At 70.4% G+C, this 22,617-nt stretch carries 22 protein-coding genes; 7 read left to right on the top strand and 15 right to left on the bottom strand.

From position 1 onward, the window contains the following. Positions 1 to 145 precede the first annotated feature (145 nt). Positions 146 to 1,093 (bottom strand): hypothetical protein, encoded by a 948-nt coding sequence (locus tag ACFY3V_RS16970; protein ID WP_362896327.1) that lies wholly within the window; start codon positions 1,091 to 1,093, stop codon positions 146 to 148. Positions 1,094 to 1,387: 294 nt separating this feature from the next. On the opposite strand from ACFY3V_RS16970, the gene ACFY3V_RS16965 reads away from it, so the two are divergent. Then, positions 1,388 to 1,966 (top strand): GtrA family protein, encoded by a 579-nt coding sequence (locus tag ACFY3V_RS16965; protein WP_362896325.1) that lies wholly within the window; start codon positions 1,388 to 1,390, stop codon positions 1,964 to 1,966. A 114-nt stretch (positions 1,967 to 2,080) separates the two neighbouring features. Here ACFY3V_RS16965 and ACFY3V_RS16960 read toward each other — a convergent pair whose 3' ends face one another. From ACFY3V_RS16960 to ACFY3V_RS16920, 9 genes are all read right to left on the bottom strand, one after another. Next, positions 2,081 to 3,358, bottom strand: coding sequence for an ATP-binding protein (locus ACFY3V_RS16960; RefSeq protein WP_362896323.1), 1,278 nt, complete (start codon positions 3,356 to 3,358; stop codon positions 2,081 to 2,083). A gap of 3 nt (positions 3,359 to 3,361) precedes the next feature. Continuing rightward, a complete protein-coding gene (locus tag ACFY3V_RS16955; protein ID WP_012888073.1) occupies positions 3,362 to 4,030 on the bottom strand; it encodes a response regulator transcription factor in 669 nt (222 codons plus the stop codon). A 250-nt stretch (positions 4,031 to 4,280) separates the two neighbouring features. Continuing rightward, positions 4,281 to 4,763, bottom strand: a complete 483-nt coding sequence (gene bfr, locus ACFY3V_RS16950) for a bacterioferritin (protein WP_350946420.1) — start codon at positions 4,761 to 4,763, stop codon at positions 4,281 to 4,283. Between the two features lie 15 nt (positions 4,764 to 4,778). Then, positions 4,779 to 4,958, bottom strand: a complete 180-nt coding sequence (locus ACFY3V_RS16945; RefSeq protein WP_350946419.1) for a (2Fe-2S)-binding protein — start codon at positions 4,956 to 4,958, stop codon at positions 4,779 to 4,781. Positions 4,959 to 5,280: 322 nt separating this feature from the next. Then, complete coding sequence (locus ACFY3V_RS16940; protein WP_389774139.1) at positions 5,281 to 5,898, bottom strand: MBL fold metallo-hydrolase; 618 nt, start codon at positions 5,896 to 5,898, stop codon at positions 5,281 to 5,283. Next, positions 5,895 to 6,980: an S-(hydroxymethyl)mycothiol dehydrogenase gene (locus ACFY3V_RS16935; protein WP_362896421.1), complete on the bottom strand. Its 1,086-nt coding sequence runs from the start codon at positions 6,978 to 6,980 to the stop codon at positions 5,895 to 5,897. The genes ACFY3V_RS16940 and ACFY3V_RS16935 overlap by 4 nt, the downstream gene beginning before the upstream one ends. A 76-nt stretch (positions 6,981 to 7,056) precedes the next feature. After that, a complete protein-coding gene (locus ACFY3V_RS16930) occupies positions 7,057 to 8,016 on the bottom strand; it encodes an adenylate/guanylate cyclase domain-containing protein (RefSeq protein ID WP_389774248.1) in 960 nt (319 codons plus the stop codon). Positions 8,017 to 8,187: 171 nt separating this feature from the next. Continuing rightward, complete coding sequence (locus ACFY3V_RS16925; RefSeq protein WP_362896317.1) at positions 8,188 to 8,703, bottom strand: PH domain-containing protein; 516 nt, start codon at positions 8,701 to 8,703, stop codon at positions 8,188 to 8,190. A 33-nt stretch (positions 8,704 to 8,736) separates the two neighbouring features. Beyond that, complete coding sequence (locus tag ACFY3V_RS16920; RefSeq protein WP_362896315.1) at positions 8,737 to 9,561, bottom strand: biotin--[acetyl-CoA-carboxylase] ligase; 825 nt, start codon at positions 9,559 to 9,561, stop codon at positions 8,737 to 8,739. A gap of 153 nt (positions 9,562 to 9,714) precedes the next feature. Here ACFY3V_RS16920 and fdhD point away from each other — a divergent pair, with 153 nt between their 5' ends. Next, the gene (fdhD, locus tag ACFY3V_RS16915; protein ID WP_362896313.1) at positions 9,715 to 10,626 is read left to right on the top strand and encodes a formate dehydrogenase accessory sulfurtransferase FdhD; all 912 of its coding nucleotides are present in this window, start codon (positions 9,715 to 9,717) and stop codon (positions 10,624 to 10,626) included. A 15-nt stretch (positions 10,627 to 10,641) separates the two neighbouring features. Here fdhD and ACFY3V_RS16910 read toward each other — a convergent pair whose 3' ends face one another. The 3 genes from ACFY3V_RS16910 to ACFY3V_RS16900 form a co-directional block, all read right to left on the bottom strand. After that, on the bottom strand, positions 10,642 to 13,278 hold the full coding sequence (locus ACFY3V_RS16910; RefSeq protein WP_350946413.1) for a phosphoenolpyruvate carboxylase: 2,637 nt from the start codon (positions 13,276 to 13,278) through the stop codon (positions 10,642 to 10,644). Between the two features lie 198 nt (positions 13,279 to 13,476). Continuing rightward, positions 13,477 to 15,084, bottom strand: a complete 1,608-nt coding sequence (locus ACFY3V_RS16905; RefSeq protein ID WP_389774134.1) for a hypothetical protein — start codon at positions 15,082 to 15,084, stop codon at positions 13,477 to 13,479. After that, positions 15,060 to 15,845, bottom strand: coding sequence for an ABC transporter ATP-binding protein (locus ACFY3V_RS16900; protein WP_389774131.1), 786 nt, complete (start codon positions 15,843 to 15,845; stop codon positions 15,060 to 15,062). The genes ACFY3V_RS16905 and ACFY3V_RS16900 overlap by 25 nt, the downstream gene beginning before the upstream one ends. Before the next feature lie 114 nt (positions 15,846 to 15,959). Between ACFY3V_RS16900 and ACFY3V_RS16895 the strand changes: the two genes are divergently transcribed. From ACFY3V_RS16895 to ACFY3V_RS16875, 5 genes are all read left to right on the top strand, one after another. Continuing rightward, positions 15,960 to 17,564: an acyl-CoA carboxylase subunit beta gene (locus ACFY3V_RS16895; RefSeq protein ID WP_350946410.1), complete on the top strand. Its 1,605-nt coding sequence runs from the start codon at positions 15,960 to 15,962 to the stop codon at positions 17,562 to 17,564. After that, positions 17,561 to 17,767, top strand: coding sequence for an acyl-CoA carboxylase subunit epsilon (locus tag ACFY3V_RS16890; protein ID WP_362896307.1), 207 nt, complete (start codon positions 17,561 to 17,563; stop codon positions 17,765 to 17,767). Before ACFY3V_RS16895 ends, ACFY3V_RS16890 begins: the two co-directional genes overlap by 4 nt. A gap of 101 nt (positions 17,768 to 17,868) precedes the next feature. Further along, positions 17,869 to 18,810, top strand: a complete 942-nt coding sequence (locus tag ACFY3V_RS16885) for an NYN domain-containing protein (RefSeq protein WP_350946408.1) — start codon at positions 17,869 to 17,871, stop codon at positions 18,808 to 18,810. Positions 18,811 to 18,969: 159 nt separating this feature from the next. Continuing rightward, on the top strand, positions 18,970 to 20,379 hold the full coding sequence (locus ACFY3V_RS16880) for an AlkA N-terminal domain-containing protein (RefSeq protein ID WP_389774127.1): 1,410 nt from the start codon (positions 18,970 to 18,972) through the stop codon (positions 20,377 to 20,379). After that, positions 20,376 to 20,912 (top strand): methylated-DNA--[protein]-cysteine S-methyltransferase, encoded by a 537-nt coding sequence (locus ACFY3V_RS16875; protein ID WP_362896303.1) that lies wholly within the window; start codon positions 20,376 to 20,378, stop codon positions 20,910 to 20,912. Before ACFY3V_RS16880 ends, ACFY3V_RS16875 begins: the two co-directional genes overlap by 4 nt. Before the next feature lie 133 nt (positions 20,913 to 21,045). Here the strand turns inward: ACFY3V_RS16875 and ACFY3V_RS16870 are convergent, their stop codons facing one another. Then, positions 21,046 to 21,969: a hypothetical protein gene (locus tag ACFY3V_RS16870; RefSeq protein ID WP_389774124.1), complete on the bottom strand. Its 924-nt coding sequence runs from the start codon at positions 21,967 to 21,969 to the stop codon at positions 21,046 to 21,048. Beyond that, positions 21,966 to 22,595 carry a hypothetical protein gene (locus tag ACFY3V_RS16865; RefSeq protein ID WP_350946404.1) on the bottom strand — a complete coding sequence of 210 codons (630 nt, stop codon included), beginning with the start codon at positions 22,593 to 22,595 and terminating at the stop codon, positions 21,966 to 21,968. The genes ACFY3V_RS16870 and ACFY3V_RS16865 overlap by 4 nt, the downstream gene beginning before the upstream one ends. Positions 22,596 to 22,617: the final 22 nt, after the last annotated feature.

Below are 22,617 nucleotides of genomic sequence, written 5' to 3'. Positions count from 1 at the left end.
ATCACGCCGACGACGGGTCCGATGGGACTGGCCAAAGAAGGGCTGCTCACAGCGGTTAAGTTTACCGTCGCACGATGCGCGGCCAGGCGTCGGGCGGACGGCAGGTGGCCGGCGGACGTTGTGGCAGGGTCGTGACGGGGTGAGGTCAGTCCGCCGTGAGGGTGGCGAGGCCGCGGCGCAGGCCGGTGGTGGCGAGTTCGGCACCCTTGCCCATGATCTCGGTGGCGACGAGCACGACCTCGGTCCCGGTCAGCCTGGCGGTTCTGGTCCTGCCGGTGAAACCGCGCAGGTCGGCCTTGCCGTAGAGGGGGCGGGCCAGGGCGGAGCGCCCCTCACGGGCCCTCTGCCGGTGTTCGATCTCCAGGGCGTGGATGACCAGGGCACCGCCGCCGGGCAGCAGCAGCGCGCGCTGGGGGCCGACGAGCAGGCGGACCTCGGTGGTGAGACGGTCGGGCCGCACGCTCTGCGGGCGCCTGACCAGATCACCGAAGAGATCACGGGCCGGGTCGCCCTTGGGGAAGGTCACCCCGCTCACCCCCGCCGGGTCGGTCAGGTAGGCCAGGTAGCGCTGCGGCACAAGGCGGGCCTTCACCCCCACCGACGGGTCGTCGGCGGGCACCGCGCCCTCGGTCGGCTCGCGGACCTCGCCCCTGATCGGGATGGGGCCGGCGCCGAGCCGCCACTCGCCGCCCTCCTGGACGAAGAGGAAGTAGGCCGGGTCGGGCTCTCGGGCCAGGGCGACGAACCAGCGGTCCTCGCCGACGGTGCCCGGCAGGTACAACTCCGCCACGCTGTAGGACTTCCTGGCGGGGGCTGGGCGGCCGTTCCGGGTCGCCTCACAGGCACGACCGCCCAGCGCTCTCTCCGCCCAGGTGGTGAGCCTCTCGACCGTCGCGCAGTCCTTGTCGCGCCAGGCGTCGTCGAGCCTGCTCAGCAGCGCGAGGGCGTCGGTCGCCTCGCCGAGCTCCACCTCGGTGGACGCCTCGCGCGACGGGCCGCCGGCCTCGGGGGTGGTGACCCGCGTCTCGCTCCTCGCACCGCAGGCGGTCGTCATCGACAGGCCCAGGATCAAGGCGAGGAGTCGGCGGCGCAAGGGTGGATCCCCGGGGTAGTGGCCGTCGCGTACGGCAGTCCGTCTGGACCGACCACGGGAGGCGGAGCTGCCGAGGGCTTCCCGTGATCTACCGGGTCAGCGTAACGTCACCGCCCTCATTTATCCCGTGTTATGAGACATTTGTTGAAAAGGCACTTGCTGACGGATATCTACACCGACGAGTCAACCTCGCGCGGATCATGCCCCCTCACCGGTAACCTGACCCGAAGAGTGTTCGAGATCCTCCGAAGCGGCGGATCGGCGGCCGACCCCCGAAAGGACCGTGCAGGAAACGTGGAGTTTCTCCGACACGCCTACCGGCGGCTCGCCGACCTGGCGCGCGAGCTGGCGAAGTTCGGGACGATCGGCGCGATCGCCTTCGTGGTCGACACCGGCGGCACCAACCTGCTCAGGTTCGGTCTCGGCTGGGGACCGCTCACCTCCAAGGTGATCGCCACGATCGTCGCGGCGACCCTGGCCTACCTGGGAAACCGCTACTGGACGTTCAGGCACCGCGAGCAGAGCGGTCTCGCCCGCGAGTACTTCCTGTTCTTCGTCCTCAACGGCATCGGCCTGCTGATCTCGCTGCTGGTGATCGGCTTCGTGACCTACACCCTGGGCCTGCAGGACGTGCTGAGTTACAACATCGCCCTGCTCACCGGTACCGCCCTCGGGACCCTGTTCAGGTTCTGGTCGTACAAGAAGTGGGTCTTCCTGCCGATCTCGCCGCCCGTGGGGCAGGCGGAGCCCGTGCCCGGTAGGCCGCCCAACCGGTCGGCGGCGCCGAACAGCCAGGTCAACGGCCACATGTATCTCCTGGGCAAGTCGGCGGAAGAGAACACGCCCCCCACCGGCCCGCGCCAGTCCGGCTGATCCGCGCGTTCCCTCGCCCCGGGGTGATCGTCCGCCGCACCGGATCGGACGGCCACGAGATGGCACCCGCGGAAACGAGTCCTGCTTCGATCGGGGCGCGCCGGCCGGCCGCGGTCAGGCGGGCCCGCGGACGACGCGGTTCCTGACGGTCTCGCCCACCTGACGCAGGAAGAGCGCGAACGTCGCGGGACGCGCCTTCACGAGCTCCAGACGTCCGCCGTCCGCCGCGGCCTGTGCCCTGGCGAGGGGCAGGCCGAGCCCGGTGCCGCCGCCCCCGCTCACGTTCCGCTCGAAGACCCGCGGAACCAGGTCGTCGGTGATGCCCCTGCCCTCGTCGGCCACCTCGATCACGACGGACCTCTCCTTGGTGCAGGTGGTCACGGTCACCGTGCCGCCTCCGTGCTTCAGCGAGTTCTCCAGCAGGGTGGAGATCACCTGGCCGATGCCGCCACCGGTGCCCAGCGCCTGGAGCCCGCGCGTACCGGCCAGGCTGAGCCGCCGCCCGGCCCTGCGAAACGCGGGGCCCCACTCGATGAACTGCTGGTCGAGCAGCGTGTCGAGCTCGACGACCTCGGACTGTGCCTGACGCTGCCTTCTGGCGGTGGCCAGCAGCTCGTCGATCACGGCGGTGAGCCGTTCGGCCTGCACGATCGCGGCCTCGCCCTCCTCCTTGACGATGCCCGGCTCGTCGGCGGCGGCGACGATCTCCTCAAGTCTCATGGTCAGGCCGGTGAGCGGGGTGCGCAGCTGGTGGGAGGCGTCGGTGGCGAACTCCCGCTCCCTGGACAGGAGGTCGGAGATGCGGGTCGCGCTGCGGTCGAGCACCTCGGCCACCCGATCGAGCTCCTGGATGCCGTAGCGGTGCTTGCTCGGTCTGGCGTCGCCGGAACCGAGCCGCTCAGCGATCATCGCAAGGTCGCTGAGCGGTAAGCTCAGGCGGCGCGACTGCACTATGGCGAGCCCCACCGCGACCGCGAGGGCAGCCGCGGCGAGTCCCAGGATGAGGAACAACCACGCGCGGACCTCGCGCTCCACTCCCGTCCTGTCCCGGCTGACCGCGACGTACACGCCGTTCTCCGACTGCGCGTCCTCGGTCATCTTCTGGTTCTCGGGGGGCTCGGTGCCCACCGTTATCACCTGGGGCGGCGTCCCTTTCGCGTAAATCTGAATGTAGAGATCGGAATACTTGCGCTGCAGCTGGTGCTCGTCGACGGGCTGATCCTGGATCCGGGCGTACTCGACCTCCCCCAGCAGGCTTCTGGCGTGCGAGGAGAGCTCCTGGGTCGCCTCCTCCTCGATGAGCCGGTTGACCGCCACACCGAGGGGGATGCCGAGCAGCAACACCCCGATGACCGCGACGAGGAGGGTTGAGGAGAGCAGGCGGCGACGCATCCCCTACTCGCGCTCGAACCTGAAGCCGACTCCTCGAACGGTCGTGATGTATCGGGGCTTGGCGGCGTCGTCACCGAGTTTCCGGCGGAGCCACGAGATGTGCATGTCCAGGGTCTTGGTCGACCCCCACCAGTTGGTGTCCCACACCTCGCGCATGATCTGCTCGCGGGTGACCACCTTTCCCGCGTCCCGGACCAGGACCCTCAGCAGATCGAACTCCTTGGTGGTCAGATGCAACTCCTTGTCTCCCATCCACGCGCGACGTGAGTCGGCGTCGATGCGCACGCCCTGGACCACGGGCGTCTCGGACGTGCCGCGCCGCAGGAGCGCGCGGACGCGCGCCAGCAGCTCGGCGAGGCGGAAAGGCTTGGTGACATAGTCGTCGGCCCCGGCGTCGAGGCCCACCACCGTGTCGACCTCGTCGACACGGGCGGTGAGGATCAGCACGGGAGTCCCGTGGCCCTCGGCGCGAATGCGCCTGGCCACCTCCAGGCCGTCCATCTCGGGCAGGCCCAGATCGAGAACGATCAGGTCTATGCCACCCGACAGAGCCCGCTCCAGAGCCTGCGGGCCATCAGGGCTCACCTCTACTTGATAACCCTCGCGGCGCAGAGCTCGCGCCAGTGGCTCGGAAATCGAGGTGTCATCCTCGGCGAGTAGTACACAGGTCATGTTGCGATCGTAGGACCTTAGAGGATCGTTTCCCGGGTACAGCGCGCGGTTTGACTCGTCGTTGACCTATCCATTGACCTGGGCAAACACTGATAAATCCCGGATAGTCATCCCGCAACGGCCGAGGGCCACGGAGTAGGTCTCCCGCATTGGAAGTGCCTGGAAAGCACAGCGCCCCAAAAGGGTGCGGCGACAAAACAGAACACGCCCACCAGAGGGGATCTGGTGGGCGTGTTCATGCTTTATTACCTCAAGACGCCGAGGGCGGCTCTGCGTAGCGGGCGAGGTAGAGCTGCTCCCCGAGGCTCCCGATGAGACCCAGCTCGGTCTCCAGGTAGTCGATGTGGTGCTCCTCGTCCTCCAGGATCTCCTCGAAGAGCCGGGCCGAGGTGGTGTCGCCCTTCTCGCGCATCAGGATGATGGCGGGCTTCAGCCGGTTGACGACCTCAAGCTCGACGTCCAGGTCGGCGCGGAGCTGCTCGGCGACGGTCTGGCCGATGTGGAGGGTGCCCAGCTTCTGGTAGTTGGGCAGTCCTTCAAGGAAGAGGATGCGGTCGGTGAGCTTCTCCGCGTGGCGCATCTCGTCGATGGACTCTTCGCGGGTGTATTTGGCCAACCGGGTATACCCCCAGTTCTCCTGCATCTTGGCGTGCAGGAAGTACTGGTTGATCGCGGTCAGCTCCGCGGTCAGCTGCTCGTTGAGCAGTTCGATGATTTTCTTGTCGCCCTGCATGGCGGGCTCCTCGTGCTATGCGGTCGGCATCAAATCTTCAGACCGCTTCAGGATCGCACAGATTTTTCGCACGCAAGAAGCACAGTCGCCGCCGGCGCCCGTGGCATCGCGGATCTGGCGCGCGCTTCTGGCCCCTGCCGAGATGCAGTCGTGCACCTCGTTCTCGGTCACCGCGCGGCAGAGGCATACGTACACGGGAGTGCGACCTTTCTGGAGGCTACCATAGGTTAGGCACACCTAAACTAGCTCATTTGGTAAGCCTTGCCTATGTGAACTAGGGCACACGACCTTAATCTCTCTGTCATCGGTCCGAAGTTCCCACCCGGGCGGCAACCGGTCGACGTGCGGAAAACCTCACGACCTCAGGGCCACCTGGCGGGCGATCATCGGAAAAGGTCCGCCGGAAACCCGGGAAGGGGACCCGTGGACACGCCACCGGGACAGGGGGGCGGGAAACGCGAACGCGCCCCGGCGAAGGCCGGGACGCGTGAGCGGATCAAGTGCGGAAAGACGCGGGTCAGTGGCCCCTGGCGAGCCATTCCTCCAGGTGCCCGGCCTCCGCGCCGATGGAGGTGGACTCGCCGTGACCGGTGTGCACGGCCGTCCCCGGCGGCAGGGTGAGCAGCTTCGCCGTGATCGATTCGATGATCGTGTCGAAGGAGGAGAAGGACCTCCCCGTCGCGCCGGGGCCCCCGTTGAACAGGGTGTCGCCGGTGAAGACCGCGCCGATCTCCGCCCCGTACAGGCAGACCGCACCCGGAGCGTGGCCGGGCGTGTGCAGCACGGTCAGCTCGACTCCGCCGGCCGAGAGCACCTGCCCGTCCTTGAGCGGGGTGTACGGCAGGTCGGTGTAGACCATCTCCCACAGCACCTGGTCGGCCGGGTGGAGCAGGATCGGCGCGCCCGTCCGCTCGGCGAGGTCGGCCGCCGCGTCGATGTGGTCGTTGTGCGCGTGGGTGCAGACGATGGCCTTGACCTCGCGGCCACCCACCCTCTCGGCGATCGCGGCGGCGTCGTGGGCGGCGTCGACGATCAGCACCTCGCTCGCCGAGCCGACGATCCAGACGTTGTTGTCGACGTCCCACGTCCCGCCGTCCAGCGAGAACGTTCCCGAGGTGACGACCTTGTCGATCACAGGATCACCACCGAACGCAGGACCTCGCCGCGGTGCATCTTCGCGAAGGCGTCCTCGATGTCGCCGAGACCGATCGTCTCGGAGACGAAGCGGTCGAGGTCGAGCCGCCCCTGGAGGTAGAGGTCGATGAGCATGGGGAAGTCGCGGCTGGGCAGGCAGTCGCCGTACCAGGAGGACTTCAGCGCGCCACCTCGGCCGAAGACGTCGAGCAGCGGCAGCTCCAGCGTCATGTCCGGGGTGGGCACCCCGACCAGGACGACGGTCCCGGCCAGGTCGCGGGCGTAGAAGGCCTGCCGGTACGTCTCCGGGCGGCCGACCGCCTCGATGACCACGTCCGCGCCGTTGCCGCCGGTGAGCTCCTTGACCGTCTCGACCACGTCGGAGGTGCGGGAGTTGACCGTGTGGGTGGCGCCGAACTCCTTGGCCCAGACGAGTTTGCGGTCGTCCACGTCCACCGCGATGATCTTCGAGGCGCCCGCCAGGGCGGCGCCGAGAACGGCCGCGTCGCCGACGCCGCCGCATCCGATGACCGCCACGCTGTCACCGCGGGTCACGCCGCCGGTGTTGATCGCCGCGCCGATGCCCGCCATCACGCCGCAGCCCAGCAGCCCGGCCACCTGCGCCGGTGCCGCAGGGTCGACCTTGGTGCACTGCCCGGCCGCGACCAGGGTCTTCTCGATGAAGGCGCCGATGCCCAGGGCGGGGCTGAGCGGCGTGCCGTCCTCCAGGGTCATCTTCTGGGTGGCGTTGTGGGTGTTGAAGCAGTACCAGGGACGGCCTCGCAGGCACGCCCGACACTCGCCGCAGACGGCCCGCCAGTTCAGGATCACGAAGTCACCGGGGGCCACCTCGGTGACGCCCTCGCCGACGGCCTCGACCACTCCCGCGGCCTCGTGGCCGAGCAGGAACGGGAACTCGTCGTTGATGCCGCCCTCGCGGTAGTGCAGGTCCGTGTGGCAGACACCACAGGCCTGGACCGTCACCACGGCCTCGCCAGGGCCGGGATCCGGCACGATAACGGTCTCCAGCGAGACGGGCTCGCCCTTGCCACGCGCGACCACGCCTTGCACGGTGTACGGCATGTCCTGCACCTCATCTGTCATGGTTTCGACCTTCACGGGGCCGCTTACCGATTGAACGGACTTGGGCACCCGGCAGTCAATGATTACCAGCCCGGCGCAACACGTAGGGCTGCACCACCCCCAGGCCACGGGCCGGCCGCTGGCGGATGCGGCCGATCTCGACACCGGGCGCGCCCTTCAGCGCCTCGGCCAGCCTGTCGTCGACGACGACCGTGCCGGGGCGGGCGATGGCGGTGAGCCTGGCCGCCAGGTTGACCGTCGTACCGAAGACGTCGCCCATGATCGGCAGTACCGGACCGTACGCGAGCCCGATCCGCACCTCGGGCCCGTACCTGCGAATCGCGCCGACCAGGTCCAGGGCGATCACCGCGGCCTTCCTCGGGTCGGCCGCCGTGAAGAACACCTCGTCCCCGAGCGTCTTGACCATCCGTCCCCCGTGCTCGGCGACCACGTCCGAGGCCCGTGACTCGAAACCCTCGACCAGCTCGGCCAGGCCCCGCTCGTCCAGCTCGCGCGAGACCCGGGTGAAGGAGACCAGGTCGGCGAAGCCCACCGCGAGGGTGAGCCTGTCCGGCACGATCTCGTCGGTGATGTCGGCGAGCGTGAGCAGGCGGGTCCCCGCGGCGGCGAGCTGGGCGCGCCAGATGTGGACCAGTATCTGCTCGAAGTCGGGGAGCAGCCGGCGCGAGGTCTCCATGACCGCCGCCAGGTCCTCGTCGGTGGGGCGGCGGCCCGGGTCGAGCATCGCGCCGATCATGATCTCGGCCTGCCACTGCGCGAGCCTCGCCGTCGTCTGGCCGAGCGCCCTCGCCATTCGGATGACGGTCTGGTCGTCCAGCAGGTCGCCCTCCATCATCGCCCGGACCCGCTCCAGCACAGCCACGTCCGCGTCGGTGAAGGCCACGGCGTCGTCCGGAAGCGTGGCGAACCCCAGCGCGCGCCAGATCCGCTCGGTGAGCTCCTGCGGCACCCGGGCGAGGCTCGCCACCTGGATCCGGGTGTAGCGAGGAGACGCGCCGACGAAGAGGCGCTCGATCTGCTCGGCCGTCGGGCGTTCGGCGTGAGCCTGCTCGGCCTCCGGATGCCCGGCGCGGGCCTGCGCGGCCTCCGGACGCCCGGCGTGGGCCTGCTCGGCCGCCGGACGTCCGACGGGGACCCCCCTCTCCTCGCCGACCTCCCCCGGTTCTGGGAGATCACGCCCCACGGGTCACCGCCCGGGTTCCGAGGGCTCCCCGTCGAGCGCGTCGTCGAGCGCGCGGAACAGCTCGGCCCGGACCTCCTGGATGTGGGGGATGTCCCGCAGCGTGATCCGGCCCTGCTCGCTCGCCGACTCGACGACCAGCGTGCCGCAGCCCAGGAGCCTCTCCATGAAGGTCTGGTCGGCGCTGACCGAGTTCACCTTGACCATCGGGATGTCGTCGATGGACTTGTTCAGCACCCCGGTGCTGATGGTGAACCGGTGCGAGGTGAGGATGTAGACGGCGTTCTTCCAGCGCAGGTACGGAATGAACGACCACACCGTCAGCAGGCCGACGGCGATCACCGCCACCGCGACGCTCGCGTAGAGCCGGTACTCGAAGTCGGGCATGAAGTAAAGGGCGGCGCCGGATCCCACGCTGATCAGGATCAGCATGAGGAACGGGCCGGTGAGTCGCTTCCAGTGAGGGTGGAACGACGTGATCCGTCGCTCCCCCTCCGTCATGTGGTGATCGGGTAGACCCATGGGGCAAATCGTGACACGTGCGCATGCCCTGCGTCACGAGGTGTGAGGCCGAACATGCACGACGTCACCCGCGCTGAGCGTGTGCTCCTCCCCCTTGGAGCTGACGAGCAGGTGCCCGGCGCGGTCGACGCCGGTGGCGGTGCCGGTCAGCACCCGCTCGCCCGGCAGTTCCACCCTCACCTCCCGCCCGACCGTGGCGCTGACCGCGAGATAGGCGGCCCGCAGGCCGCACGCCTCGACGTCGCCGTCCGCCTCCGACCACTCGCGGTAGTGGGTCTCGATCTCCCGCAGCACCGCGCGCAGGATCGGGTCGCGGTCGACGCAGACGGCCTTCTCGACGGCGAGGGAGGTCGCGGTCTCCACCGGCAGTTCCTCCGGGCGCACGCTCACGTTGAGGCCGACCCCCACGATCACCGCGCTGTCGATCCGCTCGGCGAGCACCCCGGCGAGCTTGCGTTCGCCGATCAGCAGGTCGTTGGGCCACTTGAGCCGTACGTCGACCTCCGCGACCTTCCGGACGGCCGACGCGACCGCCAGGCCGACGAGCAGGGGCAGCCATCCCTGGGTGGACATGGGCGGGTCGGGCCGCAGGAGCACCGAGAACGTCAGGCCGGAACGCGGCGGAGCGCTCCAGACACGGCCGAGCCTGCCGCGCCCGGCGAACTGGGACTCGGCGACGACGACGGCTCCCTGCCGCGCGCCGTCGCGGACGGCGTGCGCGAGGTCGGCGTTGGTCGATCCGGTCCTGTCGACCACGGTGATGCCGGACCAGAGGCCCCCGGGACGGACCAGGGCGCGGGTGAGCGCCGCCTGGGAGAGCGGCGGGCGGTCAAGATCGGTGAAGGGCGAGTCGAGCACTTAGCCATCTTGCCTCCACTAACGACCCCCTGTTACCGAATTAATCCAATGACCAGGGAATACTGTTACCGAAGTCTGGGTCGGCGGGCAAGGTCAGGCCTTTGACCGGGTCGGGAAACCGTGCGGAAGGTCGCGAAAAGAAATGATGAACGCATGAGCAAACATCTCGGCGCACGGAACGCCACCGGCACGAGGGACGATCCGGGCTTCGAGGCGGTGGAGGCGGCGCGGAGACCGGGGCCCACCACCAGGGCGCGGGTCGGGCAGATGCGGGCGGGGACCCTACACGAGCGCCGGGACGACCTCGCCACCGAGGAGCCGATGGAGATCCGCATCCAGGCGGGCGAGGAGCGTCGCACGGTCGCGATCACCATGCGCACCCCCGGGCACGACTTCGAGCTGGCGGCCGGATTCCTGTACGGCGAGGGGGTCGCGGCACCGGCGGACGTCGCGTCCATCGCCTACTGCACCGACGAGGACGTGCCGCAGGAGGCGCGCTACAACACGGTGACCGTACGGCTGCACGGTCGCGTGCTGCCCGACCTGCCCTCGCTCGACCGGCACTTCGTGACGTCGAGCGCGTGCGGCGTCTGCGGCACCGCCGGCCTCGACGCCCTGCGCGGCCGCTGCTCACCGCTGCCCGACCAGGAGGACCTGCTCGTCTCCCCCGAGGTCCTGTACGACCTCCCCGACCGGCTGAGGAGCGCCCAGGGGGTCTTCGGCAAGACCGGAGGGCTGCACGCGGCCGGCCTGTTCACCCCCGACGGTGAGCTGCTCGCGGTCCGCGAGGACGTGGGGCGGCACAACGCGCTGGACAAGCTGGTCGGCTGGGCCATGATGGGCGGAAGACTGCCGCTGGGCGGGCACGTGCTCATGGTGAGCGGGCGGACCAGCTACGAGATCATGCAGAAGGCCCTCACCGCGGGCCTGCCGGTCGTCTGCGCGGTCTCCGCGCCGTCCTCCCTCGCCGTCGACCTGGCGAGGGAGTTCGGGATGACGTTGGTCGGCTTCCTGCGCGAGGAACGCTTCAACGTCTACGCGGGAGCCCACCGCATCGGCCGCTGAACCGTCCGCCCGCGCTCAGCCGGTGTTCTGCAGGCCGGCGGCGACGCCGTTGACCGACAGGAGCAGCAGCGTGGACAGGCGCTCGCGCTCGCCCTCCGACAGCCCCTCGTCCGCGCGGAGCGTGGACAGGGCGCGCAACTGCAGGTGGGAGAGGGCGTCCACGTACGGGTCGCGGAGCTGCACCGCGCGGGACAGCACCTTGCGGTCCTCCAGCAGGCGGGTGTGGCCGGTGATCTCCAGGACCAGGCGGCGCGTCAGGTCGTACTCGGTCAGGACCTGCTCGACGAAGTCGTCCCTCGCGCCGAGCGCGAGGTAGCGGGCGGCGATGTCACGGTCGGTCTTGGCGAGCGACATCTCCACGTTGTCCAGCAGCGAGGCGAACAGCGGCCACTCGCGGTAGGCGGCGCGCAGCTCGTCCAGGCCCGCCTCGGAGATCACCGCCTCCAGGCCGCTGCCCAGGCCGTACCAGCCCGGCAGGTTGACCCGGGTCTGTGCCCAGGCGAACACCCACGGGATGGCCCGCAGGTCGTCCAGGGACCTGGGCGCGCCGAGACCGCGCCGGGCCGGGCGGGACCCCAGGCGCAGCGAGCCGATCTCCTCCAGCGGGCTGACCAGGGAGAACCACTCGGGAAAGCCGGGCGCCTCGGTCAGCAGCCGGTACGCCTTCTCCGAGGCGGAGGCGACCCGTTCGGCCACACCGCGGAAGCGCCCCGCCGCCTCGGCCGTCCGGGCCTCGATGGACGGGGTGGAGGCGAGCAGCACCGCCGAGGTGACCTGCTCCATGTGGCGGCGGGCGATGGCGTCGTGGCCGTAGCGGGCGAAGATGACCTCGCCCTGCTCGGTGACCTTGAACCTGCCGCCGACCGAGCCTGGGGCCTGCGCGAGCACGGCCCTGTTGGCCGGGCCGCCGCCTCGGCCCAGGGCGCCGCCCCGGCCGTGGAACAGCGTGAGCGGCACGTCGTGCTCGGCCGACCAGGTGGCGAGCGCCTCCTGGGCCTCGTAGAGCTTCAGGGTCGCGGCGGCCGGGCCGAGTTCCTTGGCGGAGTCGGAGTAGCCGAGCATGACCTCCAGGCGCCGCTCCTCGGCGAGCCTGGCCTGTACGGCCGGGATCTGGAGCATCCCCGACAGGACGGCCGGGGCGGCGGCCAGGTCGGCGCCCGACTCGAACAGCGGGACGACGTCGAGCCTGGGTGCCCGGTCGCCCATCGCGTGCGCGGCCAGCGCGTGGACGGCGGCGATGTCGTCGGCCGAGCGGGTGAAGGAGACGACGTAGCGGCGGCAGGCGGTCACCCCGAACCGCTCCTGGATCCAGGCGATCGTGCGGATCGTGGCCAGGACCTCCTCGGTCCGCTCGGAGGTGCGCCCGGCGGCGATGTCCTCCAGTGCGGCGGCGTGGACCTGCGAGTGCTGGCGGACCTCCAGCTCGGCCAGGTGGAAGCCGAACGTCTCCACCTGCCAGATGAGGTGCTGCAGCTCTCCGTACGCCTGCCGGTTCGCCCCGGCCTCGACCAGCGAGTCCTGGGCCGTGCGCAGGTCGGCGAGCAGCTGCTCGGGCGAGCGGTAGGCCAGGTCGAGGCCGCGCTGGCGGGTGGCCGCGATGCGGGCGGCGACGAACATCAGCCACTGCCGGTGCGGCTCCCTCGGGGAGCGGGTCGCCATCTCCGAGACCACGTCGGGGTGGTCGTTCACCGCGCTCGACAGCGCGGCCCTCAGCCCCGCCGAGGCGGGGGTGTAGTCGGCGGTGAGGGTGAGCGAACGGCCGATCCTGAGCGTGGCGTTCTCCAGGGCGATCAGCACGTGCTCGGCCTGGATGAGCACCGCGTCCCTGGTCACCTTGGAGGTGACGTTCGGGTTGCCGTCGCGGTCGCCGCCGATCCAGCTGCCGTACCTGATGAAGGCGCGGGCCCGGGGCTTGGCGGTGCCGCCTCCGCCGCCGAGCGCGGCGTCCAGGGCGCGGTAGACCTGCGGGACCACCCGGAAGAGGGTCTCGTCGAAGGCCGCCATCGCGGTGCGCACCTCGTCCAGCGGGTCAAGCTTGGTGGACCTGAGCTGGGCGGTACGCCACAGCAGGTCGATCTCCTCCAGCAGCCGCCGCCGGGTCTCCGCCCGCTCGGCCGCGCCCCTGTCCGAGCTGTTGTAGGCGGTGAGCTGGCCGCTGATGCGCTGGATCGCGGTGACCACGGCGCGCCTGCGGGCCTCGGTGGGGTGCGCGGTCAGCACGGGGTGCAGGCGCAGTCCCTCGACGAGTTCGGCGACCTTGCCGTCACCGAGCTCCTGCACGGCCTGCGCCAGGGACTCGGGAAGCGGCTCCTCGCCAGTGTCGCGAACCCTGAGCGTGCGGATCCTGAAGTGCTCCTCGGCGAGGTTCGCCAGGTGGAAGTAACAGGTGAACGCGCGGGCGATCTGCACCGCGCGGTCGATCGGCCACTCGGCCACCATCGCGGTGATCTCGTCGACCGACACCTGCTTTCTGCGGGCCCCGATGACGGCCTTGCGTAGCCGTTCGACATCGGCGAGCAGGTCATCGCCGCCATGCTCGGCGATGACCTGCCCCAGGAGCTCGCCGAGCAGTCGCACGTCCGCGCGCAGCTCGTCGGGCATCTCGGTGACAGCGGAGGAACGCTCTGCCTGATGGGACACGGTGGCGGGCATGCTCGCCAGCGTACCCAGTCCGTTTTGTCGAACGGAGACCGGTCTCACCCATTGGACTAGACCACTGAGGAGGCTGCTCCCCGGCCGTTACCGGGGCCGTGCGTGACAGCCGCCGAGGACCGTTCTTCACCGTTCCGGCAGCCGTCGGGCCGCTCCCCTCCGGGCCCGCGTACGGCCCGGAGGGGAAGCGCGGGGGCGTCAGGTGGCGACGGAGGTCGCCTCCAGGAGCGCCGGATACCTGGCGAAAGCGATCTTTCCCGCGATCCTGCGGCCGCCCCAGGAGAGCAGCAGCCCGTACGGCACCGCGAGCGCGCTGACCCAGGTGAGGCCGAGCAGGACCGGCAGGACGATCGGCAGCGCGAGCAGGCCGGTGCAGATCAGCGCGCCGAACGACGCCACGAAGGCGATGCCGCCCTGGCCGGGGGCCGCGCCGGTGAAGGCGTTCAGGCGCTCGGGCACGGTGTAGGGCACCAGCACGCTGGTCAGCGCGCCCACGCCGAGCCCGGCCCCCAGCACGCCCCAGGCGGTGAGCGCGGCGGGGACCACCCACCCGACGTCCCCGGCGAGCAGCGCCGCGACCGCGGCGAGCAGGAGCAGCAGCGGGACCGCGATCGTCGCCACGGCGAGATGCCTCCCGGCGATGTCGGTACGCCAGTCGCGGTCGCTGCCGTAGGCGACGGCGTTCATCCACAGGGAACGGCCGTCGATACCGAAGGCGTTGCACCACTGGATGCTGATCATCGCCGCGCCGATGCAGGCGGGCGCGATCGCGAGGACGCCCCCGGCCGCGCCCTCGCCGTCCCCGTACATGGAGAAGGCCATCACGCCGGTGACCGCGATGGCGGCGAACCAGCCGACCCTGCCTCGCGGGTCGCGCCTGGCGTACCTGAACTCCTTGCCCACGACCGCGGCGAGCGGGCCGTCGGGCAGGACCTTCGCCAGCAGGCCACGGGAGTTGCGCACCGACGCGCCCTGGGTGGAGGCGTCGGGGGTGACCAGGGCGCGGCGCAGCGCCGTGATCCACAGCCACCCCGCCCCGGCGATCAGGAGCGCGAGCAGGGCCGCCCCGGCGAGCGCCGTCAGGCCGCCGTCGGCGATGGAGCGGGCCGCGACACCGGAGGGGGTCCAGCTCAGCGCCGAGGCCAGGGCGTGCAGCACGGCCCTGGAGTCGGCCGACACGCCGCCGTTGATCAGCAGGTTGGGCAGCTGGGCGGCCAGGACGATGAAGACCACCGAGACGGCGAGCACGTCGCGGCCCCTGCGGGTGCGCAGGATCCCCGACAGCGACGTGGTGACCAGCCGGGAGAGCATGACGCAGAGCGCGAAGTGGAGCAGCACCACGACCGCGCCCAGGAGCACCCCGCCGATCCCGGTGGCCAGACCGGCCACCGCCCCCGCCGTCACGGCGAGCGAGGCGAGCGGCCACACGCCGGTGATCGAGGCGGCGAACATGCCGGTGACGAGCTGGCCGGTCCGCAGCGGGAACAGGGCGAGGCGCGACGGGTCGAGCGTGTCGTCCACCCCGAACGCCAGCAGCGGCACGATCGCCCAGCTCACCAGGAAGACGGTGAACAGCACGGTCACGGTCTCCACGGCGACGTCGGCGGACGCGAGGCGCAGCGAGGACATCATCAGGAAGCCGACGGTGCCGAAGAGGAGCGCGGCGATCGTCGTGAAGACGAACCCCAGCAGGCGCTGGGTGCTGCCTCGCAGGTTTCCCGCGACGAGCCGCAGCTTGAGCCGCACGAACACCATGGGCCCCACCCGTACGGTCCCGGCGTTCACGAGGGGGTCGCGCCCAGCCACGACAGGCCCTCCCGTCCCGCCGGATCGCCGTCGCCCCTCGCCCCGACCAGGGCGAGGAACGCCTCGTTGAGACTGCGGCCCGCCCTCACCTCGTCCAGCGGCCCCTGGGCGACGATCCGCCCGCGGTCCATCACCGAGACCCAGTCGCACAGGCGCTCGACGAGCTCCATCACGTGGCTGGAGAAGACCACCGTCGAGCCTGAGGCGGTGTAGCGCCTGAGCACCTCGACGAGGGTGTTGGCGCTGACCGGGTCGACGCCCTCGAACGGCTCGTCGAGGAAGAGCACGTCGGGGTTGTGCAGCAGCGCCGCGGCCAGGCCGATCTTCTTGCGCATGCCGGTGGAGTAGTCGACGACGAGCTTGTCCGCCGAGCCGGTGAGGGCCATGACGTTCAGCAACTCCTCCGCCCGCCGGTCCACCTCGGCCTTGGGGATGCCGCGGAGCTGGCCGTTGTAGGAGAGCAGCTCCCTGCCCGACAGGCGCTCGAACAGGCGTAATCCTTCGGGGAGCACCCCGATGCGGGCCTTGACCGCGACCTGGTCACGCCAGACGTCGGCGCCACCGATGTGGACCGAGCCGCCGTCGGGGCGGAGCAGGCCGGTGACCATGCTGAGGGTGGTGGTCTTCCCCGCCCCGTTGGGTCCGACAAGCCCGGCGAAACCGCCCTGTGGCACGACCAGGTCGACACCTCCCACGGCGACCTGCTGCCCGAATCTCTTGACCAGCCCCCGTGTTCTTACCGCCTCCGTGATATCTGCCATGGCGCCGCCCTTCCCCCAGCTTGACCGATCAGTCCACTTCGGTTCACTCGCAGGGAGGAAACGAACGATCGCCCCCGATGGTTCGCGATGTGAGCGGACGGTTACCCTGCTGGAATGAGCGAGCCCCTGAGCGCCGAACCGCTGGATTCCGGACCCGACATCCACACGACGGCCGGCAAGCTGGCCGATCTTGAGCGCCGCCTGGGTGAGGCGGCCCACGCGGGTTCGGCACGAGCCGTCGAGAAGCAGCACGCCGCCGGGAAGATGACCGCGAGGGAGCGGGTGCTCGCCCTCCTCGACGAGGGCAGCTTCGTGGAGTTCGACGAGCTGGCCAGGCACCGGTCCACCAGTTTCGGCCTGGAGCGCCAGCGGCCGTACGGTGACGGGGTCGTGACCGGGTACGGCACGGTCGACGACCGCCCGGTGGCGGTGTTCGCCCAGGACTTCACGGTCTTCGGCGGGTCCCTGGGCGAGGTCTTCGGAGAGAAGATCGTCAAGGTGATGGACCACGCGCTGAAGACCGGTTGCCCGGTGATCGGCATCAACGACTCCGGAGGGGCGCGCATCCAGGAGGGCGTCGTCTCGCTGGGCCTGTACGCCGAGATCTTCCGGCGCAACGTCCACGCCTCCGGGGTGATCCCGCAGATCTCGCTCGTCATGGGCCCCTGCGCGGGTGGCGCCGTCTACTCGCCCGCGCTCACCGACTTCGTGCTGATGGTGTCGGAGAAGTCGCACATGTTCATCACCGGCCCCGACGTGATCAGGACGGTCACCGGCGAGGAGGTGACGTTCGAGGAGCTCGGCGGGGCGCACACGCACAACTCCCGCTCGGGTGTGGCCCACTACGAGGCGTCCGACGAGGCCGACTGCCTGGATTTCGCCAGGGCGCTGCTGTCGTACCTGCCGTCCAACAACATGGACGAGGCACCGGCGTTCGACGCCGATCCGCCGCTGGAGACCACCGACTCCGACCGCGAGCTCGACACGCTCATCCCCGACTCGGCGAACCAGCCCTACGAAATGCGGACGGTTCTCGAACACGTCCTCGACGACGGCGAATTCCTTGAGGTGCACGCGCAATTCGCGCCGAACATCCTCGTGGGTTTCGGCAGGGTCGAGGGGCGTTCCGTGGGGATCGTCGCCAACCAGCCGATGAGTTTCGCCGGAACGCTGGACATCGCGGCCTCCGAGAAAGCCGCGAGATTCGTTCGTACTTGCGATGCCTTTAACATTCCCGTACTGACATTCGTCGACGTTCCCGGATTCCTGCCGGGCACCGACCAGGAATGGAACGGGATCATCCGGCGCGGCGCCAAGCTGCTCTACGCCTACGCGGAGGCGACCGTGCCCCTGGTCACGGTCATCACCAGGAAGGCGTACGGCGGGGCGTACGACGTCATGGGGTCCAAGCACCTGGGCGCCGACATCAACCTGGCCTGGCCGACCGCGCAGATCGCGGTGATGGGCGCGCAGGGCGCGGTCAACATCCTCTACCGGCGCGAGCTGGCCGCGGCCGAGGAGCCGGACGCCGCGCGGGCCAGGTTCGTGACCGAGTACGAAGACACTCTCGCCAACCCGTATCTCGCGGCCGAACGTGGGTATGTGGACGCCGTGATCCGCCCTTCAGACACCCGCGTCCAGATCGTCAAGGCGCTACGGGCCCTGCGTGGCAAGCGCGCGACCCTGCCCCCGAAGAAGCACGGGAACATCCCGCTATGAGACACCTGAAGATCATCAAGGGGGACGCGACCCCCGAGGAGATCGCCGCGGTGGTGATCGCCATCTCGGCGCGCGCCACACCGGCGAATCCGGTGCGAAAAACCCCGCAGACCTCGAAATCCTGGAGCAATCCCTCAGATCGCATGCGAAAAGCACTTCCTGTCGGACAAGGCGCATGGCGATCCAGCGCGCTGCCGAGATAGATCCAAGGAACGGGGTGTCAAGTTGCGCGAGAGTTGGGACCATCTAAGAAATGGGCGCATATAGTCAGCCGATCAGCTAGTTCCGAGGCCTGGAGGACGACATGAGCATCCTGGACCTCACATCACATCCCATCGCCGCGAAGTACGCCGTCCTGGTCGACGTCGGCTATCTGTACGCGGCGGCCGGGGAGGTGCTCCTGGGCGCCAAGGAGCGCAAGGAATACCGGGTGGCGGCGGACGAGCTGATCCAGGCGTTGCAGAAGCACGCCGAGGAGCGCATCCACGGCGAGCTGCTCCGGATCTACTGGTACGACGCCGCCCGCGACCGGGTGCCGACCGTCGACCAGCGGGTCATCGCCCAGCTCCCCTGGGTCAAGGTGCGCCTGGGCAACCTGAACGCGCGAGGCCAGCAGAAGGGCGTGGACGCGCAGATCAGGAGCGACCTGGAGGCGCTGGCCAGGCACCACGCGGTGAGCGACACGATACTGCTCGCCGGGGACGAGGACATGGTCCCCGCCGTCGAGGCCGCCCAGGCCTACGGGGTGCGGATCCACCTGTGGGGCGTGGAGCCCCCCTACGGCACCAACCAGGCGGAACGCCTGGTCTGGGAGTCCGACACCGTCGAAATCATCAGCGCCGACTTCCTGCGCTCCTACTTCAGCCGCGCCCCCGCGCCGGTCCCCGTGCCGGTGCCCCCGATCGCCCCCTCCCCCGCCCAGGTCTTCGCCGGACGCACCGCCGCCAAGCCCAAGGCCCCCGTGGGCCAGGTCACCAAGCTGGGGCCGAGCCGCCCGCGCGTCGAGGAGGTCGGCGAGCACGTCGCCCAGAAATGGATCCTCACCCGCGGCCGCGACAACATCCGCGACCTGCTGCCGGGGCCGATCCTGCCCACGGTGATCGACACCGAGCTGCTCATCGAGGCGGAGAAGGAGCTGGGCCACTCCCTGCGCCCGTACCCCGAGGCGCGCGTCTGGCTCCGCGACGGATTCTGGGCCCGCGTCTACCGGGAGTTCGAGATCGGCGTCGGCGTCTCCTCCAAGTGACCTCCGCCGGACCGCCCGGTCCCCGGCCTGTGTCGCGACGACTGCCGCGGCCGGTTCCCGGCCCCCCGTGGACCATCCCGGCCCCGGCGCGACGGGCCGCCACGGCCAGGTCCGATTCCCGCCAGCCGTCTCCCCTGAGCCGCGGGTAGCGTCGTCACCGTGCCCGTGAGAGAACTCGACTTCGACTCCTGTTACCGCGCGGTGGCCGCGAGGGACGCCCGGTTCGACGGGCGGTTCTACACGGCGGTCACCTCCACCAACATCTACTGCCGGCCGATCTGCCCGGCACGCACCCCCTCCACCCGCAACGTGCGGTTCTACCGCCACGCGGCCTCGGCCGAGGCGGCCGGGTTCCGGCCGTGCAAGCGGTGCCGGCCCGAGCTGAGCCCCGGCGATCCCGGCTGGGACCACCGGGGCGACCTGGTCGGCCGGGCGCTCCGGCTGATCGACGAGGGGGTGGCGGACGACGGCGGGATGACCCGGCTGGCCGGGCGGCTGCACATCACCGGACGGCACCTGCACCGGCTGTTCACCGCGGAGATCGGCGTGGGCCCGCTCGCCGTGGCCAGGACCAAGCGCCTGCTGCTGGCCAAGCAGCTGCTCACCGAGACCGGGCTGCCGATCGTCGACGTGGCGTTCGCCTCGGGTTTCGGCAGCGTACGGCAGTTCAACGCGACCATGAAGGACACCTACGGCTTCACCCCCGGCGAGCTGCGGGCGACGACCGGGGCGAGGCCGGAGATACGCGGCGACGCGCTCACCCTGCGGTTGCACCGCAGGGAGCCCTACGACGCCGAGACCCTGATGCGGTTCCTGGCGGCGAGGGCGATCCCGGGGCTGGAGCACGGGGACGGCACCTCCTACCGCCGGGCCGTCCCCGGCGGAACGATCACCCTCACCCCCGTGCCGGGCCACGTACGGCTGGAGGTGAGCGTCGACGACACCCGCCACCTGGCCAGGATCGTCGCCCGCTGCCGCCGCCTCCTCGACCTCGACGCGGACCCCGAGGCGATCTCCTCCGCCCTCGGCGAGACCTCGCTGGCTCCGCTCGTCGCCGCCCGCCCCGGGCTGCGCGTGCCCGGGGCCTGGGACGGTTTCGAGATGGCCGTCCGCGCCGTGGTCGGCCAGCAGATCTCCGTCGCCGGTGCCCGTACCATCCTGGGCCGCGTCGCGGCCAGGGCCGGGCGCGCAGACGGCGACCAGGGCCTGCCCCACCTGTTCCCGACCGCGGAGGAGCTCGCCGAGGCCGATCTCGCCGGGCTGGGCCTGACCGGGCGGCGGGTGGCGACGCTGAAGGCGCTCGCCGCGCGGGTGGCGAGCGGCGAGATCGACCTGGACGGCGCGCAGGAGCCCGCGCGAGCGGTGGCCGCCCTGCTGGAGGTTCCCGGCATCGGGCCGTGGACCTGCGGTTACATCGCGCTGCGGGCACTGCGCGACCCGGACGCCTGGCCTGGCGGAGACCTCGGCCTGCGGCGGGCCATGGCCTGCCTCGGCATCCCTGAAGATCACATCGAGCGGTGGCGTCCCTGGCGGGCGTACGCCGCGCTGCACCTTTGGAGCTCGGAATGATAGAGGCACAGGTTCTCGACACCCCGGCAGGTCCGCTCGCCATGCTCGCCCGCGAGGGTGTGCTGCTGGCGGCGGGCTTCACCGCGGCGGGACCCGAGGAGATGTTCGCGCGGCTCTCCCCCGAGGTACGCGCAGAAGGACTCGTTCTCAGCGACGACCTGGGCGGGCCGGCGCGGGCGGTACGCGACTATCTGGACGGCGACCTCGCCGCCCTCGACGCGGTTCCGGTGGAACAGCCGGGCACGCCCACCCGGCAGCGGCTGCTCGCCGCCCTGCGCCAGGTGCCCGCGGGCGTCACGATCAGCTACGCCGAGCTCGCCGAGCGGGCGGGGCTGCCCAGGACCGCGGCCAGGGCCGCGGGGTCCGCGTGCGCGCGGAACCTGATCGCGCCGTTCGTCCCCTGCCACCGCATCCTGCCGTCCACCGGCGGGTACGGCGGCTACTACTACGGCACCCCGGTGAAGCAGTGGCTGCTCACCCACGAGGGGGCACCGGCCGCCGAACGGCTCAGAACCCACGAGGAGGGCCGCTGACCCGGCTATCCCCGCCGTGCTCCGCGTCTCACCGGCCGACCACCGGTCCGTGACCGGTCCTCCTCGACGCACCCCGCGCCGGGTCCCGGGACGAGCGACGGTCCTCCCGGGACCCGGTGATCGCCCCGGACGGTCAACCGGCCTTTCTCACCGTGCTCTGCACCTCGCCCACCGGGACGTCGCGGGTCACCCCCACCTCGATCGGGTCGTAGACGAAGGGCACCACGTCGTCCTCGACCTCGATGGGCCAGACCGAGGTGACCTCCAGCACGTAGACGTCACGCGGCTGGTCGATCGAGGAACGCAGATAGCGGACGCCGCAGGTGAATTCGGCGCCCTGCTGGTACGGCTTGCCGCCCGGACCGCACTCCTCCTTGACCTCCGCCCGGTCCGCGGTGGTACCCGCGTCGATCTGGATGTCCTGCAGGGTGGCGGTCACGGTGGCGCTCATGATCCCGGGCAGCGTCGCGGTCACGGACCTGGTGGTCTCGCCGACACCGCTCAGCCAGACCCAGGTCGGCAGGTTGACGTAGCTCTTGGCGTCCGGGTTGAGCTCGATCTTCGGCTCGGGGACGGTGAGCGCGGCGCGGGCGATGTCGACCAGTTCGGCCATGGTGATCCCCGCGGGCGGGGTCGTGTTGGGCGGTACGAACACGTAGGTGTCCAGCCCCATCTGGCAGCTCACCCCGTTGGGATCGGACGAGTCGTGGGCGACCGTCCACCAGCGCCCCTCCTCGCCGAGCTTCTCCACGAAAGGCTTGAGTGCCTCCTGCCGGGTCTGCGGCGCGCCCGGGTCCACCCGGGTGGTCCGCTGCTGGAAGTCCAGCATCTCTGAGGCGTTCTGGGCGGGTTCGTACCAGCATGGCCGCTTGAGCCGGTAGCCGTCGCTTTTTCCCCCGCGGCCGTTCCCGCTGATGATGATCTGGGAGTTCTTGAGACTGACCCCCGCCGTGTTCCCGTCCTGGTTGCCTCGGACCTGAACATCGGAGCCACCACCGCCGCCACCGGGATTCGGACCGAGCAGCAGCAGCCCCGCGACCACCATATTCATGATCATCGATGACATCCCTTCGAGGCGTCACTGAAAGGTTTGGCGTGCTGGAGCAGCTTGATCCGCCAGACCCCGTCGTCACCCCGCCGGAGGCCGGCGACCTGGAGGAAGGGGCGCCTGGCCCAGTCGGGCTGCTTGCGGACCGCCTTCCCGGTCTCCGCGTCCAGCAGTCGCATCCCGGTCTCGTCCACGCACGCGTTCAACTCGGCTCCCCTGCCGGTGACCGAGACGACGTTCAGCGCGTACAGCCGGGAGACCCCGCGCACCGAACGGCGCTGGTCCAGGAACGCCTTCACCCACGCGTACGCGTCCATGCTCGCCCCCTCCTGGACCGTCTCGTAGTACGCGGTGTCCTCACCTCCGGTGACGACCGAACGGAAGGACCCGGCACGGTAGTCGCGGAAAGTGTTGATCATCGCGATGGTGTCCTCGTCGGTCGTGACCGGCCACTCCACCACCACCTGGACGTCGGCGGAGACCTGGACCGTCTCCACCCTCGGCGCCGTCGGCGCCGTCGCGGCGGAGCCCGGCGCGGAGGTCTCGGCGGGAAGGTCGACGGGAGTGAACCGCTCGGCCTCCGACGGGGCGCAGGCCGTCGACAGGAGTACGACCAGCGCGATCGCGACACGCACACCGATCACGCTAGGAGCGCCC

Source organism: Streptosporangium sp. NPDC000095 (assembly GCF_042899335.1).
In the GTDB taxonomy this organism is placed as follows: Bacteria; Actinomycetota; Actinomycetes; order Streptosporangiales; family Streptosporangiaceae; genus Streptosporangium.
The sequence above is the reverse complement of the archived record's forward strand: the minus strand, read 5'-3'. Positions and strand labels throughout refer to the sequence as shown.

Excerpts from the sequence above, each read along its gene's own strand:
- ACFY3V_RS16870 (WP_389774124.1), bottom strand. The coding sequence starts at position 21,969 with ATGATCATGAATATGGTGGTCGCGGGGCTGCTGCTGCTCGGTCCGAAT.
- ACFY3V_RS16900 (WP_389774131.1), bottom strand. The coding sequence starts at position 15,845 with ATGGCAGATATCACGGAGGCGGTAAGAACACGGGGGCTGGTCAAGAGA.
- fdhD (WP_362896313.1), top strand. The coding sequence starts at position 9,715 with ATGAGCAAACATCTCGGCGCACGGAACGCCACCGGCACGAGGGACGAT.
- ACFY3V_RS16925 (WP_362896317.1), bottom strand. The coding sequence starts at position 8,703 with ATGGGTCTACCCGATCACCACATGACGGAGGGGGAGCGACGGATCACG.
- ACFY3V_RS16910 (WP_350946413.1), bottom strand. The coding sequence starts at position 13,278 with ATGCCCGCCACCGTGTCCCATCAGGCAGAGCGTTCCTCCGCTGTCACC.
- ACFY3V_RS16935 (WP_362896421.1), bottom strand. The coding sequence starts at position 6,980 with ATGCCGTACACCGTGCAAGGCGTGGTCGCGCGTGGCAAGGGCGAGCCC.
- ACFY3V_RS16955 (WP_012888073.1), bottom strand. The coding sequence starts at position 4,030 with ATGACCTGTGTACTACTCGCCGAGGATGACACCTCGATTTCCGAGCCA.
- ACFY3V_RS16875 (WP_362896303.1), top strand. The coding sequence starts at position 20,376 with ATGATAGAGGCACAGGTTCTCGACACCCCGGCAGGTCCGCTCGCCATG.
- ACFY3V_RS16885 (WP_350946408.1), top strand. The coding sequence starts at position 17,869 with ATGAGCATCCTGGACCTCACATCACATCCCATCGCCGCGAAGTACGCC.
- ACFY3V_RS16895 (WP_350946410.1), top strand. The coding sequence starts at position 15,960 with ATGAGCGAGCCCCTGAGCGCCGAACCGCTGGATTCCGGACCCGACATC.
- bfr (WP_350946420.1), bottom strand. The coding sequence starts at position 4,763 with ATGCAGGGCGACAAGAAAATCATCGAACTGCTCAACGAGCAGCTGACC.
- ACFY3V_RS16960 (WP_362896323.1), bottom strand. The coding sequence starts at position 3,358 with ATGCGTCGCCGCCTGCTCTCCTCAACCCTCCTCGTCGCGGTCATCGGG.
- ACFY3V_RS16890 (WP_362896307.1), top strand. The coding sequence starts at position 17,561 with ATGAGACACCTGAAGATCATCAAGGGGGACGCGACCCCCGAGGAGATC.